Annotated in this window: 14 protein-coding genes; 6 read left to right on the plus strand and 8 right to left on the minus strand. The window is 67.5% G+C overall.

Going from position 1 to position 12,287, the window contains the following annotated elements:
* Nucleotides 1-893 (plus strand): integrase catalytic domain-containing protein (locus tag BT264_RS32655; protein WP_143155793.1); only part of this gene is annotated, 893 nt, incomplete at its 5' end.
* Nucleotides 894-1,121: 228 nt separating this feature from the next.
* A complete protein-coding gene (locus BT264_RS32660; protein ID WP_072444172.1) occupies nucleotides 1,122-2,333 on the plus strand; it encodes a winged helix-turn-helix domain-containing protein in 1,212 nt (403 codons plus the stop codon).
* 20 nt (nucleotides 2,334-2,353) lie between these two features.
* On the opposite strand, the gene fabI is transcribed toward BT264_RS32660, so the two are convergent.
* Genes fabI through BT264_RS32680 form a run of 4 tightly spaced genes read right to left on the minus strand, consistent with a single transcriptional unit; the run spans nucleotide 2,354 to nucleotide 6,510 of the window.
* Nucleotides 2,354-3,115: an enoyl-ACP reductase FabI gene (gene fabI / locus BT264_RS32665; protein WP_072444174.1), complete on the minus strand. Its 762-nt coding sequence runs from the start codon at nucleotides 3,113-3,115 to the stop codon at nucleotides 2,354-2,356.
* Nucleotides 3,116-3,141: 26 nt separating this feature from the next.
* Nucleotides 3,142-4,263: an alpha/beta fold hydrolase gene (locus tag BT264_RS32670; RefSeq protein WP_072444176.1), complete on the minus strand. Its 1,122-nt coding sequence runs from the start codon at nucleotides 4,261-4,263 to the stop codon at nucleotides 3,142-3,144.
* Nucleotides 4,264-4,271: 8 nt separating this feature from the next.
* Entirely contained in the window at nucleotides 4,272-5,480 is a 1,209-nt protein-coding gene (locus tag BT264_RS32675; RefSeq protein ID WP_072444179.1) for an acetate/propionate family kinase, read from the minus strand.
* 10 nt (nucleotides 5,481-5,490) lie between these two features.
* Nucleotides 5,491-6,510, minus strand: coding sequence for a phosphate acetyltransferase (locus BT264_RS32680; protein ID WP_256260752.1), 1,020 nt, complete (start codon nucleotides 6,508-6,510; stop codon nucleotides 5,491-5,493).
* A gap of 87 nt (nucleotides 6,511-6,597) precedes the next feature.
* Between BT264_RS32680 and atpG the strand changes: the two genes are divergently transcribed.
* Together atpG and atpC are read left to right on the plus strand one after the other, a co-directional pair.
* Nucleotides 6,598-7,467 carry an ATP synthase F1 subunit gamma gene (atpG, locus tag BT264_RS32685; RefSeq protein ID WP_072444186.1) on the plus strand — a complete coding sequence of 290 codons (870 nt, stop codon included), beginning with the start codon at nucleotides 6,598-6,600 and terminating at the stop codon, nucleotides 7,465-7,467.
* A gap of 11 nt (nucleotides 7,468-7,478) precedes the next feature.
* Nucleotides 7,479-7,937: an ATP synthase F1 subunit epsilon gene (atpC, locus tag BT264_RS32690; protein WP_072444191.1), complete on the plus strand. Its 459-nt coding sequence runs from the start codon at nucleotides 7,479-7,481 to the stop codon at nucleotides 7,935-7,937.
* Nucleotides 7,938-7,960: 23 nt separating this feature from the next.
* On the opposite strand, the gene BT264_RS32695 is transcribed toward atpC, so the two are convergent.
* Nucleotides 7,961-8,179: a DUF1653 domain-containing protein gene (locus BT264_RS32695; protein WP_006480837.1), complete on the minus strand. Its 219-nt coding sequence runs from the start codon at nucleotides 8,177-8,179 to the stop codon at nucleotides 7,961-7,963.
* Between the two features lie 57 nt (nucleotides 8,180-8,236).
* The gene (locus BT264_RS32700) at nucleotides 8,237-8,680 is read right to left on the minus strand and encodes a GNAT family N-acetyltransferase (RefSeq protein ID WP_072444193.1); all 444 of its coding nucleotides are present in this window, start codon (nucleotides 8,678-8,680) and stop codon (nucleotides 8,237-8,239) included.
* A gap of 261 nt (nucleotides 8,681-8,941) precedes the next feature.
* Between BT264_RS32700 and BT264_RS32705 the strand changes: the two genes are divergently transcribed.
* Entirely contained in the window at nucleotides 8,942-9,565 is a 624-nt protein-coding gene (locus tag BT264_RS32705) for an HAD hydrolase-like protein (RefSeq protein ID WP_072444195.1), read from the plus strand.
* A 390-nt stretch (nucleotides 9,566-9,955) separates the two neighbouring features.
* On the plus strand, nucleotides 9,956-10,534 hold the full coding sequence (locus BT264_RS32710) for a DUF4142 domain-containing protein (protein WP_072444196.1): 579 nt from the start codon (nucleotides 9,956-9,958) through the stop codon (nucleotides 10,532-10,534).
* 141 nt (nucleotides 10,535-10,675) lie between these two features.
* Here BT264_RS32710 and BT264_RS32715 read toward each other — a convergent pair whose 3' ends face one another.
* Together BT264_RS32715 and BT264_RS32720 are read right to left on the minus strand one after the other, a co-directional pair.
* Nucleotides 10,676-11,275 (minus strand): GNAT family N-acetyltransferase, encoded by a 600-nt coding sequence (locus tag BT264_RS32715; RefSeq protein WP_072444198.1) that lies wholly within the window; start codon nucleotides 11,273-11,275, stop codon nucleotides 10,676-10,678.
* A gap of 57 nt (nucleotides 11,276-11,332) precedes the next feature.
* The gene (locus tag BT264_RS32720) at nucleotides 11,333-12,247 is read right to left on the minus strand and encodes a LysR family transcriptional regulator (protein WP_072444200.1); all 915 of its coding nucleotides are present in this window, start codon (nucleotides 12,245-12,247) and stop codon (nucleotides 11,333-11,335) included.
* Between the last annotated feature and the right edge of the window lie 40 nt (nucleotides 12,248-12,287).

Raw genomic sequence — 12,287 nt, forward strand, 5'->3', positions numbered from 1 at the left:
ACGATGAGCGCTACGTGCGCCTGCAGCACCTTTCAGCCTCTCACCTGTACAACCTGCGACGTTCGCAGGCTTATCGTCTGCATCACACGGTCTACACGAAGACTCAGGCCAATCCCAGAGGCGCGGCAATCGCCGTGCGCCGGGCTCCCGCGCCAGAGAACCGCCCCGGCTTCATCCGCATCGACAGCGTTCATCAGGGCAACATCGACGAACAGCGCGGCGTGTATCACATCAACGCCGTCGACTGCGTAACCCAGTGGGAAGTCGTCGCGACCGTGCCATCGTTGGAGCGGGAACACATGCTGCCGGTACTGCGCGACATGATTGACCAGTTTCCATTCCGTATTCTTGGCTTTCACAGCGATGGCGGTTCGGAGTACATCAATCACGAGGTCGCGAAGATGCTCAAGGAACAACTCATCGAGTTCACCCGCTCACGTCCACGACGCTGTAACGACAACGCCCTGGCCGAATCCAAGAACGGCAATGTCGTGCGCAAGCAATTCGGCTACGCGCATATACCGGCCGAGTGGGCGAAGCAGTTCAACGCCTTTTGCGTAGATATGCTTAATCCGTTTTTGAACATGCACCGACCCTGCCTTTTCGGCACCGAAATCCCTGATCCCAGGAAGCCGGGCCGCATGCGACGCGTTCACCGAGCCGAAGATGTGATGACGCCGCTTGAGAAGCTAGCCAGCCTGCCGGACGTGGATGATTTCCTGCGCAAGGACATCACGATCGATCAACTGAAGCAGCACGCGCGCAGCCAGACAGATGTCGAAGTCGCCCGCCAGGTTCGCCAGGCGCGGGAACGTCTGATGGGCAAGGTTGCCGACCAAACCCGGCCTCGGTACCCCGATGTATGGAGCCTGGCTCGGGCACGCCGCGCATAGCCCGCAAGGATGCAAGCCGCTATGGGCTATGCCCGTCACAGCTTCCCCTCGCAACCGAGACTCCCCATATCCTAAAATGCAGTTCCCTTTAACACGACCATCCAACCCCAAGTACTCCGCTCCCTCCAGGCTCCTTTCGGTTTTGGAAAGTACTCATCGGCGCGTCGCACACGCGCGCCGCTTTCGCGCTAAAGTGATCGCCGACCGCCACCCTCATCCGCCATTCCGATGCTTACGCTCTCGCCCGCCGCCGCCCGCGCGCTGCATCTCGCCGCACAAGGTCTGCTGACGCCGCCCCGCCGCAAGGCGACCAAGGCCGACGTGCTCGACACGATCCGCCGGATGGCGCAGTTGCAGATCGACACCATTCACGTCGTCGCGCGCAGCCCGTATCTCGTGCTGTTCAGCCGTCTCGGCGATTTCTCGCCGCAGTGGCTCGACGAACATCTCGCCGAGGCGCGCCTGTTCGAATACTGGTCGCACGAAGCGTGTTTCCTTCCGATCGAGCAGTTCGGCCTGATGCGGTACAAGATGCTCGATCCGTCGGGGATGGGCTGGAAATACGCGGCCGAGTGGCACGCGCAGAATCGCGACGAGATCGAGCGGCTGCTCGCGCGGATTCGCGACGACGGCCCGGTGCGATCGGCCGATTTCGTCCGCGAAGATGGCGTGAAGGGCAACGGCTGGTGGGACCGCAAGCCCGAGAAGCGCCACCTGGAAGTGCTGTTCACGACGGGCGACCTGATGGTGTCGGAACGCCGCAATTTCCAGCGCGTGTACGACGTGCGCGAACGCGTGCTGCCCGGCTGGGACGACACGCGCGACCTGCCGCCGCGCGAAGCCGTGCTGCCCGCGCTGCTCGACTACACGTGCCGCGCGCTCGGCGTCGTGCGCGCGGACTGGGTGGCCGACTACTATCGGCTGCCGCGCCGTTCGTATCGCGAGGAGCTGGAACGGCTCGCGGATGCGGGCGACCTGATTCCGGTGCAGATCGACGACTGGAAGGAGCCGGCCTATGTGCATCGCTCGCTCGACGCATTGCTGCCGGCCGCCGCGGCCGATACGCTGCGCTCGACGGTCACGACGCTGCTGTCGCCATTCGACCCCGTCGTATGGGACCGGCGGCGAGCGTCGACGCTGTTCGGTTTCGACTACACGATCGAGTGCTATACGCCCGGGCACAAGCGGCGCTACGGCTATTTCTGCCTGCCCGTGCTGCATCGCGGCCGGCTGGTCGGCCGCGTCGACGCGAAAGCGCACCGCACGCTCGGCACGTTCGAACTGAAGGCCGTGCATGTCGAGCCGGGCGTGCGGTTCGGCACGGGGCTCGCGGCCGACGTCGCGAAGGCCGTGAAGAAGCTCGCGGCGTGGCACGGCACGCCGGAGGTCAAGGTCGCACACGGGCCGCAGGCCCTCGTGCAGGCATTCGCGCAAACCTGACGCCGCATGCCACCGGAGCGTCAGCCCAGCATGTGCATGCCGCCGTCGATATAGTGCGTGCCGCCCGTGATCGCCCGTGCGCCGTCGCTCGCCAGGAACGCGCAGAACGCGCCGACGTCGTCGATGTCCAGCGCGTGATGCAGCGGCGCCCGGCGCGCGGTGTCGTCGAGCAGCCGGTCGAAGTCCGGCAGGCCCGATGCCGCGCGCGTCGGCAGCGCGCCCGGTGAAATCGCGTTGACGCGAATGCCCGTGCCGCCGAGTTCGGCCGCCAGGTACCGCACGCTCGATTCGAGCGCGGCCTTGACCGGCCCCATCATCCCGTAGTTCGCGACGACCTGCTCCGCGCCGAGATAGCTCATCGCCATCAGGCTCCCGCCCTGCGTCATCAGCGGCTCGGCAAGCCTCGCGATCCGGATGAACGAATGGCACGAGGTATCCATCGCCACCGAGAAGCCTTCCGGCGAGCTGTCGACGACGCGGCCGTGCAGATCGGCCTTCGGTGCATACGCAACCGAATGCAGCACGAAATCGATCGCGCCCCATTGCACCGCGATCGCGTCGAACACCGCCGCCATCTGGTCGGGCCGCCCGACGTCGAGCGGCATCCGGATCGGCGCGTCGAGTTGCTCGAACAGCGGCTCGACGTGCGGCAAGGTCTTCTCCGACTGCCAGGTCACCGCGAGCGTGGCACCCGCCCGGCAAAACGCACGCGCGCATCCCCACGCGATGCTCTGCTCGTTCGCAATGCCGACGACGAGCCCCCGCTTGTGTCGCAACGTCATGCCGCCCCCTGTCGATCCGCGCCGGCCTAGCGCTGCGCCGCGATCCATCGCGCGATGTCCGGCCACACCGCCTTCAGCGTGCGCGACCCCATGAACAGGCCGATATGGCCGCCCGGCACGAGCCGGCTCTCGATCCGCGACGCGGGCGTCCCGAGACGGTCGCGCGCCCCGAACACCTGCTCCGGCGTCGTGATGTCGTCGGCCTCGCCCGCGAGCAGATAGGCCGGGCACGCGACATCCTTCAGGTCGAGCGTGCGCCCGAGCGCAACGAACGTGCCTTTCGCGAGCCGGTTCTCCTTGAAGATCTGCACGATCGCCTGCAGGTACCAGCGTCCCGGCAGGTCGATCGGGCTTTCGTACCAGTTCGCGAACACCTCGCGCTTGCGCAGGTATTCGGGATCGTCGAGATGCTCGTACAGGTCGACGTGCTCGGCAAGATAGTGCTGGTCGGGATGCATGTTCTTCCAGCCGCGCAGCATGAAGCGCCCGCGCATCAGCCCGCCGCCCATCGCCACGAGCTCCTCGTAGAACGACGTCGGATACGTGTGCACCATCCGCTTGATCGGGCCGTCGCCCGCGTCGGTGTCGATCGGCGAGCCCGCCAGCACGAGGCTCGCAACCTTGTGCGGGAAACGCGCCGCATACATCGCGGACATCCAGCCGCCCTGGCACAGCCCGACGAGATTCACGCGGCCGCCGAGCTCGTCGACGCACACGTTCAGCTCGGCCAGATACTGGTCGATTTCGAGGTCCTTCATGTCCTCGGTGGCCGAGCGCCAGTCGGTCAGGTACAGACGCGTCACGCCGTGCTCGCGCAGCGTCTGCATCAGGCTCTGCCCCGGCTGGTAGTCGGCGATCATCGCGCTGTGCCCCGCGTACGGCGCATCGACGATCGTCGGCAGCCCGTGCGCCGGCGCGACCGAATAATCGCGAAACGTCATCGTCCGCAGTTCCAGCAACGGCCGGTTCGTCGATGCCAGTGCAGGATGCACTTCGAAATGCAGCTTCTCCTCTTCCGCGAGGAAGCGGAGATTGCGCGCGGCGATCTCGGAACCGGCCGCGAACATCGCCGTGGCGGCGGCCATCGGCCAGAACATCGGCAGCGCGGGGGCGCTGACGGCAGGGGAAGAAGTGTCTCGTGCTGTCATCGAAGGTTTCACCGGGTCGGATACGGCGTGGAAGGGATCGCGTCGTCCAGCACGCGGCGCGTGTGCCGCGCGATCATCAGGTTCTCGTCGGTCGGGATCACGCGCACCGTCACGCGCGACGCGTCACTCGAAATCACCGGCAGGCCGGCGGCGTTCGCCGCGTCGTCGAGCGCGATGCCGAGCCACGCCGCGCGGCTGCAGATCCGTTCACGCACGCGCGGCGCGTGCTCGCCGATGCCGGCGGTGAACACGAGCGTGTCGAGACCGCCGAGCACGCCGGCCAGCGCGGCGAGCTCGCGAGCCGCGCGGTACGCGAACAGCTCGACCGCATGCGCGGCCGACGGCGCGTCGCTCGCGAGCAGCGTGCGCATGTCGCTCGACACGCCGGACACGCCGAGCAAGCCCGATTCCGTATAGATCAGATGCTCGACCTCGTCGAGCGACCGGCCCTCGTGACGCTGCAGGTACAGGATCACGCCCGGGTCCAGCGCGCCCGTGCGCGTGCCCATCGGCAGCCCGTCCACGGCCGTGAACCCCATCGTCGTCGCCACGCTGCGGCCGTTCGCGAGCGCGCACAGGCTCGCGCCGTTGCCGAGGTGCGCGACGACGGTCCGGCGCTGCGCCCACGACGGATCGAGCCCCGCGAGTGCCGTCGTAATGTATTCGTACGACAGCCCGTGGAAACCGTAGCGCACGATCCCCTGCTCGGTCAGCGCGCGCGGCAACGCGAACTCCCGTTCGAGCGCCGGCATCGTCGAATGGAACGCCGTGTCGAAACACGCGACCTGCGGCAGGCTCGGCGCGACCGCGGCGACCGCGCGGATCGCGTCGACGTGATGCGGCTGGTGCAGCGGCGCGAGCGGCGAAAGCGACGCTATTGCATCGAGCACGCGCGTGTCGATCCGCACCGGCGCGGTGAAATACGGGCCTCCGTGCACGACCCGGTGCCCGACGCCGTCGAACGCGGCCTCCCGCCCGACGTGAGCCGCGAACCACGCGTGCAGCGCTTCGATCGCGCCTTGGTGCCCTGGTCGCGCGACGGGGCTGTCGGCGAGCGTCGCGCCGTGCGCGTCGGCCACGCACAGACGCGGGGCGCCATGCAGGTTCTCGACCTGCCCGTGCAGGCCCGCATCGAGCGAGCGATCCTCGCGCGTGTCGTAGACCGAGAACTTGAGGCTCGACGAGCCGGCATTGAGTACCAGTACGGGATGTCGCATCGCGCCCCCGTCAGCGTGCGTCGGCCGCAGCGGCCGCGAGCGCCGCGGTCGTGCGCGCCGCCTCCGCGACGAGCGCCGCGATCGCGCAGCTCGCCAGGCGCGTGCGTTCGCTGTCGGCGCGACTCGTCAGGATCACCGGCACGCGCGCGCCGAGCACGATGCCGGCCGCATCGGCGTTCGCCAGGAACGTCAGCTCCTTCGCGAGCATGTTGCCCGCCTCGAGGTCGGGCGCGAGAAGGATGTCCGCATCGCCCGCGACCGCCGAACCGAGATGCTTGAGCCGCGCGGCTTCGGGGCTGATCGCGTTGTCGAGCGCGAGCGGCCCGTCGAGCAGCGCGCCGGTGATCTGGCCGCGCTCGGCCATCTTGCACAGCGCGGCCGCGTCGAGCGTCGACGGCAGCTTCGAGCTGACCGTCTCGATCGCCGACAGGATCGCGACCTTCGGCTGACCGATGCCGAGCGCGTGGGCGAGATCGATCGCGTTTTGCACGATGTCGGCCTTCTGCTCGAGCGTCGGACGGATGTTGACCGCCGCGTCGGTGATGAACAACGGCTTGTGGTAAGTCGGCACGTCCATGATGAACACGTGGCTCAAGCGCCGCCCGGTGCGCAGCCCCGTATCGACGCGCACCACTTCCTCCAGCAATTCGTCGGTATGCAGGCTGCCCTTCATCAGCGCCTGCGCGTCGCCCGAGCGCACCAGCTCGACGGCACGCGCGGCCGACGCGTGGCTGTGCTGCGCATCGACGAGCCGGTAGCCGGACAGGTCGACGCCGAGCGTCGCGGCAAGCGCCGTGATGCGCGCCGTCGGTCCAACCAGGATGGGCACGACGATACCGGCCCGCGCGGCGGCGACGGCCGCGCGCAGCGATACCTCGTCGCAAGGATGCGCGACCGCGACCGTCACCGGGCGTAGCGAGCGGCAACGCGCAATCAGCGCGTCGTACTTCTGGTGCTGGCGGAAATCGGTCATCGAATACCCCTTCGCGAGGATCACGTAAACGGATTCTGGTGCGAGACCGGGCGAAATCGTTTGACCCTCGTCAATCGTTTCAGGTGAAGTCCCGATAGCATGAAACCACACGATGACATCCGGATGGCCGCGGCGCCCCCTGACATGCACATACGCGAAATCCGCTCGAAGATAGCCAGTACGTCGTCCACGCGCACGATCACCAAGGCGATGGAAATGATGGCGCGCACCAAGATGGCGAACGCGCAGCGACGCGCCCGCGAGTTCCGCCCGTATGCGGCGCGCATCGGGGCGATGGCCGCACGCGTGCTGCGCGACCGGCCCGACCACGTGTCGGCACTGATGGCGCGACGCAACCCCGTACGCCGCGTCGGCCTGATCGTCGTCAGCACCGATCGCGGGCTGTGCGGCCCGCTCAATGCGCGGTTGCTCGTTGCATGCGTGGATGCGCTCGAACGCTGGGACCGGGCCGGCGTCGCGTGCGAACTGAGCGTGATCGGTGCGCGCGGCATCGCGCCGCTGATGCGCCACGGCGCGACCATCACGGCGCGCGCGAGCGGCCTGGCCGCCGAGCCGCACTTCGACCAGTTGCTCGGCGCGCTGCTCGTGCCGCTGACCGCGTTCGTCAACGGCGAGCTCGACGAAGTGCACGTCGCCTACAACCGGCTGACGAGCCCGCTCGCGTACGAGCCGCGTATCGACGCGATGCTGCCGATCGCCGGACTCGACACCGGCGCGCCGACCGACGGCGCGGCGGCATCCGACTATCTTTACGAGCCCGCGCCCAAACCGGTCGTGGACACGTTGCTGCTGCGCTACGTCGAGGCAACGCTCTATCAGGCGGTCGTCGAGAACTATGCGTGCGAACAATGCGCGCGGATGTTCAGCATGCAGACCGCGACGGACAACGCCGACCGCGTGCTGCGCGAACTGCGGCACCTGTACCAGAAGACGCGACAGGCGCAGATCACCACCGAGCTGTGCGAAATCGTCGCCGGCGCGGCGGCGGTCTGAAGGGGGTGCGCATGACGACGTCGATGAGGCTCGACATCCTGAGCGTGGAAGCGGTGCTGTATGCCGGCGACGCGCATTTCGTCGTCGTCCCGGGCGAAAGCGGGGAACTAGGGATCTATCCGCACCACGCGCCGCTGCTCACGCGGATCCGGCCCGGCGTCGTGACGCTCGTCGACGCGCCGACCGGCGAGCATCGCCGCCTCCTCGTCGCGGGCGGCGTGCTGGAGGTCGGCCGCGACGGCGTGACGCTGATCGCCGATCACGCGCTGCGTACGCCCGAACTCGACGATCTGCGCGCACGCGAAGCACGGCATGCGGCCGACGACTGGCGCCGGCGCTACGCGCACGAAAACCGGCGCGCGTTCGATTTCGCGTCGGCCCGCGCGGAACTGATGGATGAAATCCGGCGCTTCTTCACGATGGCGCTGCGGCAACAGGCGCCGCACGACAAGCCGGGCGGAGCCGGCTAGACGCCGGCTCCGGTGCCGCCCGCTCAGTCGCGCAGCTTGCGAAAACGCGGCGTGCCGTCTTCGAGGTTGCCGTTGAACATCGCTTCCGGCCGCACCCAAAGGCCGCGCGCGTGCGGCCAAAGATGCTCGTACACAACCACCGATTCCTCGGTTTCGGAATGGCGGGCGACGCCGATGTAGCGGTACAGCCCGCCCTTGTAGTGGCGATGCGTCGCGAGCTGTTCGGCTTCCTGTTCGGTCATGATGGGCTTCTCTTCGGCAAAAACGGAAAGCGCGTATTGTATGCGCTGCGCCGCGCGTCAGCGTTTCGTATAGATGTCGGGACGGCGGATCTCCATCAGCCGCTCGGGATTCGCGGACGGCCCGAAGCCGACCGGCCGGTACAGCTCGTGCGCGTCGGTCGTCACGAGCATGATGCGGCGCAGGCGCTGCACCATCTCCTGCGCGAATACGTGATCGATCAGCGCGCGGCCGTAGCCGTTGCCGCGTTCGGCCGGCAGCACGAACACGTCGCACAGGTACGCGAACGTCGCGTGATCGGTGACGAGCCGCGCGAACCCGACGAGCCGGTCGCCGACATACGCACCGAAACACAGCGAACCCTCGATCGCACGCTCGACCACGTCGCGCGGAATGCCCTGCGACCAGTACGCATCGCGATGCAGGAAGTCGAAGATCGCGTCGACGTCGAGTTCGCGCTTGTCGGTGGAAAATCTCAGCGTGGCGGGGGTGGCTGCGGGCACGTCTGTTCTCCGGTGGGGGGCGGAAGGCGGAGTATCGACGATACCGCGCTGTGCGGCGGGCTACAAGCGGGCACTACCACGCCGCTGCTGCACGACAGGTGAGTCCTCTTGCCGGACGGCAACGCGCGCGTATCAGGCGAAATGCCCGTGCTCGCCGCCGGATATCGGCCCACCGCGACAGCTCGCCGCATTCGCCCGCTTACCCGCGCACGCATTTCGGCGGATGATGTAGCCCGCTCGATCAATCCGCCACCTCGCCACATGCCCTACCGCCTCATCGCCTTCGACTTCGACGGCACGCTCGCCGATTCGCTCGACAGTTTTCTCGCCGCGCTGTCGGAAGCGTCGCGCCTGCACGGCTTTCGCGATGCCACCCCCGAGCTGCGCCCGGCACTGCGCGGCATGTCGGCGCGCGACATCATCCGTGCGCTCGACGTGCCGATGTGGAAAGTGCCGCGCGTGACGATCGACATGCGCCGCCTGATGAAGCCGCGCATCGCGCAAGTGATGCTGTTCCCCGGCGTCGACGACACGTTCGACGCGCTCGCCGCGCGCGGCATCCGCATTGCGATCGCCACGTCGAATACCGAGGACATCGTGCGTGACCGGCTCGGCCCGCGTGCCAGCGGCCGCGTCGACACCTTCGCGTGCGGCATTCCGCTGTTCGGCAAGGCACGTCGCCTGCGCGCGCTCGTTCGCGAGGCCGGCGTGCGCGCCGACGAAGTGCTGTACGTCGGCGACGAAATCCGCGATGCCGACGCGGCACGACGCGCGCACATCGCATTCCAGGGTGTCGCGTGGGGCTACACCGCACCCGACGCGTTGCAGGCGCATTGCGCGACGCCGTTGCTGCCGCGCCTCGATGCACTGCTCGATCGCGTGTGACGCATTCAAGCGCATCGCACGCGCAAGTCGTCACGTCGCTCGGCGCGCACGACACGGCAACCGCAGCACGACGATGAAATGCAGATGACACGCACGTGCATCCCGCACGCCGCACACGCGCAAAAATTGCCGCCGCCGCGCGTGCACCAGGTACGCAATACCGGCACGCACACCTGCTCATCGATGCGTCTTACCAACCGTTACACAAACCACAGCGCGGTTGCACCTGCTACCCGACCGCTCTCCTAGAATCATTCGGGCCGGGACACACTTCGACCGGCGCCGCGGCAGAGCGGCGGTCGAATCCGGCCCGGGCGCGCCCGGTCTCTCGCACAGCTACGGATCACGTCATCCGTTTTTTAACCAGAGCCCCGATCGAAAGGAGGTCCCATGAACCGCTTTCCCCACATCTCGCGCCTTGCCTTGTCTGCCGCTGGCCTGCTTCTCGTCGCCGTGACGGCGACCGCGCAAACCGCGCAACCGGCACCCGCAGCGCCCGCCGCGCCGGCCGCTGCCGCGACGCGCATTCACGAAGCCGACCAGGCCTTCATCACGGACGGCACGAAGACCGTGTCGACGCAGCACGACGCGGCACGCATCGCCGATGCGCGCACGTCGGACAGCCAGGTCAAGGCCTTCGCGCAACGCGTGTCGGCCGACGATGAAAAAATCATCCAGGCGATGCGCGCCGCAAGCCCGCGCGGCGTCGACGTGCCGGCCAACGACCCCGACACGACCGTGCTGAACAGCATCAAGAGCCTGCGCGGCGCCGAGTTCGACAAGGCGTATATCGAGCAGGTCGCGCTCGCCGGCCAGCAGAAGACGATCTCGGCTTTCCAGGCCGAAATCGCATCGGGCCGCGACACGAAGCTGAAGGAAGTCGCACGCCAGTCGCTGCCGATTCTGCAGAAGCACTACGCGGACGCGCAGAAACTCGCGGAGCGTCACCACCTCGCATCGGCGCAGTAACGATGCAGCGCCGCGCGTCGTGTGCGGCGCACCGCTTCCCCTGTCGTCGCGCAGCCGCGTCCCCTGCCGGCTGCGCGATGCACGTCTGACCAGCCGACCCGCGAATACGCGCGCCGCACGTCACGCGTTATGCGTTATGCGTTACGTCGCGAGCTTCGCCATCAACCGCCCACGCACGTCCGGCCATTCTTCGTCGATGATGCTGAAGCGCACCGAATTGCGCTTGCGGCCGTCCGGCATGATCCGTTCGTGACGCACGATCCCTTCCTGCTTCGCGCCGAGCCGCAGAATCGCCGCGCGTGATTTCTCGTTCAGCTCGTCGGTCGTGAACTGCACGCGCACGCAGTGCAGCGTGTCGAACGCATAGGTCAGCAGCAACCACTTCGCTTCGGTATTCGCACGCGTGCGCTGCGCCGACTCGCCCAGCCACGTATGACCGATCTCGAGCTTGCGATTCTTGCGATCGATCTTCCAGAAGCGCGTGCTGCCGATCACACGGCCCGATGCGCGATCGACGATCGCAAACGGCATCACGGTGCCGGCCGCGCGCCCCTGCAATGCCGTGTCGATATACGCGTCGATCGTCTCCGCGCCCGGCACGACCGTGACCTTCAGGTTCCACAACTGGCCGTCCGCGGCGGCATCGAGCAGCGCCTGCCGGTCGGATGCTTCGAGCGGCCGCAGTTCGACGCGCTCGCCGATGAGGATCGGTTGTTCGACGGAAGATGAAGCGTCGGTCATGACGGGTTTCCGGAAAGTGAGGCCGATGGCGGCGAAACGCCCATCATACGGCGCTGTTTAACCGAGGTGCGCGGCCAGCCGGCGACGGATCGCTTTCGCCTCGCCGCGCAACGCATCGGCAAACGCATCGACGAGCAGGTTCTTCGGCCGGTGCTCGGGCACGATCATGCTGACCCGATACGGGAACGACCGCGTGAGCGGCCGCACGTGCAGGTCGCGGCCGACGAAATCGAGCGCGGTCAGCGGATTGACGATCGCGGCGCCGAGCCCCTGCCGCACGAACGCGCACACCGACACGGCCGACGGCGTGTCGACCACCGAGCGCGGCGCGACGCCCAGCTGAGCAAACGCCTCGTCGATCAGAATGCGATACGGGTCGTTCAGCGACAGGCTCACGAACGGCCGATCGGCGAGATCCAGCAGATCGATCGCGTCCTGCGCGAGCAGCGGATGGCCATCGGGCAGCACGCATACTTCGTCGACTTCGAGCAGCGGCGTAAGCACGGTGCCGGCCGGCGCGACGTCGTGCTCGGTCAGCCCGAGGTCGTACCGCTGCGCGGTCAGCCACTCCTCGAGCACCGGCGATTCCTGCGTCGCGACCGACACGCTGACGCCCGCGTGGGCCGCGTGAAAGCGCCGGCACGCGCCGGGCAGGATCGCGTGCGAGAACGCCGGCAGCGCGATCACCGAAAGCTGCCCGTCGCGAAACTCGCGCAGGCGCGCAGCCGTCGCCGCGACGCGCTCGAGCCCCACATACGCAAGCCGCACGTCGTCGAACAGCGTGAGCGCGGCCATCGTCGGCCGCAACCGGCCGTGCGCGCGCTCGAACAGCGCGAAGCCGACGACCTGCTCCATCCGCGCGAGCTCGCGGCTGATCGTCGGTTGCGACGTATAGAGCATCTCGGCCGCGCGCGTCGTGCTGCCGGTGACCATCAGCGCGCGAAAGACCTCGATATGGCGGTGCGTGAGCATGGTCTTCTATATCAAAAATGAATCAAATGTCGAATAACAA

Source organism: Burkholderia sp. NFPP32, from assembly GCF_900119325.1.
Lineage (GTDB): Bacteria > Pseudomonadota > Gammaproteobacteria > Burkholderiales > Burkholderiaceae > Burkholderia > Burkholderia pyrrocinia_C.

Excerpts from the sequence above, each read along its gene's own strand:
- BT264_RS32715 (WP_072444198.1), bottom strand. The coding sequence starts at position 11,275 with ATGACCGACGCTTCATCTTCCGTCGAACAACCGATCCTCATCGGCGAG.
- BT264_RS32675 (WP_072444179.1), bottom strand. The coding sequence starts at position 5,480 with ATGCGACATCCCGTACTGGTACTCAATGCCGGCTCGTCGAGCCTCAAG.
- BT264_RS32705 (WP_072444195.1), top strand. The coding sequence starts at position 8,942 with ATGCCCTACCGCCTCATCGCCTTCGACTTCGACGGCACGCTCGCCGAT.
- atpC (WP_072444191.1), top strand. The coding sequence starts at position 7,479 with ATGACGACGTCGATGAGGCTCGACATCCTGAGCGTGGAAGCGGTGCTG.
- fabI (WP_072444174.1), bottom strand. The coding sequence starts at position 3,115 with ATGACGTTGCGACACAAGCGGGGGCTCGTCGTCGGCATTGCGAACGAG.
- BT264_RS32670 (WP_072444176.1), bottom strand. The coding sequence starts at position 4,263 with ATGACAGCACGAGACACTTCTTCCCCTGCCGTCAGCGCCCCCGCGCTG.
- BT264_RS32710 (WP_072444196.1), top strand. The coding sequence starts at position 9,956 with ATGAACCGCTTTCCCCACATCTCGCGCCTTGCCTTGTCTGCCGCTGGC.
- BT264_RS32695 (WP_006480837.1), bottom strand. The coding sequence starts at position 8,179 with ATGACCGAACAGGAAGCCGAACAGCTCGCGACGCATCGCCACTACAAG.
- atpG (WP_072444186.1), top strand. The coding sequence starts at position 6,598 with ATGCACATACGCGAAATCCGCTCGAAGATAGCCAGTACGTCGTCCACG.
- BT264_RS32660 (WP_072444172.1), top strand. The coding sequence starts at position 1,122 with ATGCTTACGCTCTCGCCCGCCGCCGCCCGCGCGCTGCATCTCGCCGCA.
- BT264_RS32720 (WP_072444200.1), bottom strand. The coding sequence starts at position 12,247 with ATGCTCACGCACCGCCATATCGAGGTCTTTCGCGCGCTGATGGTCACC.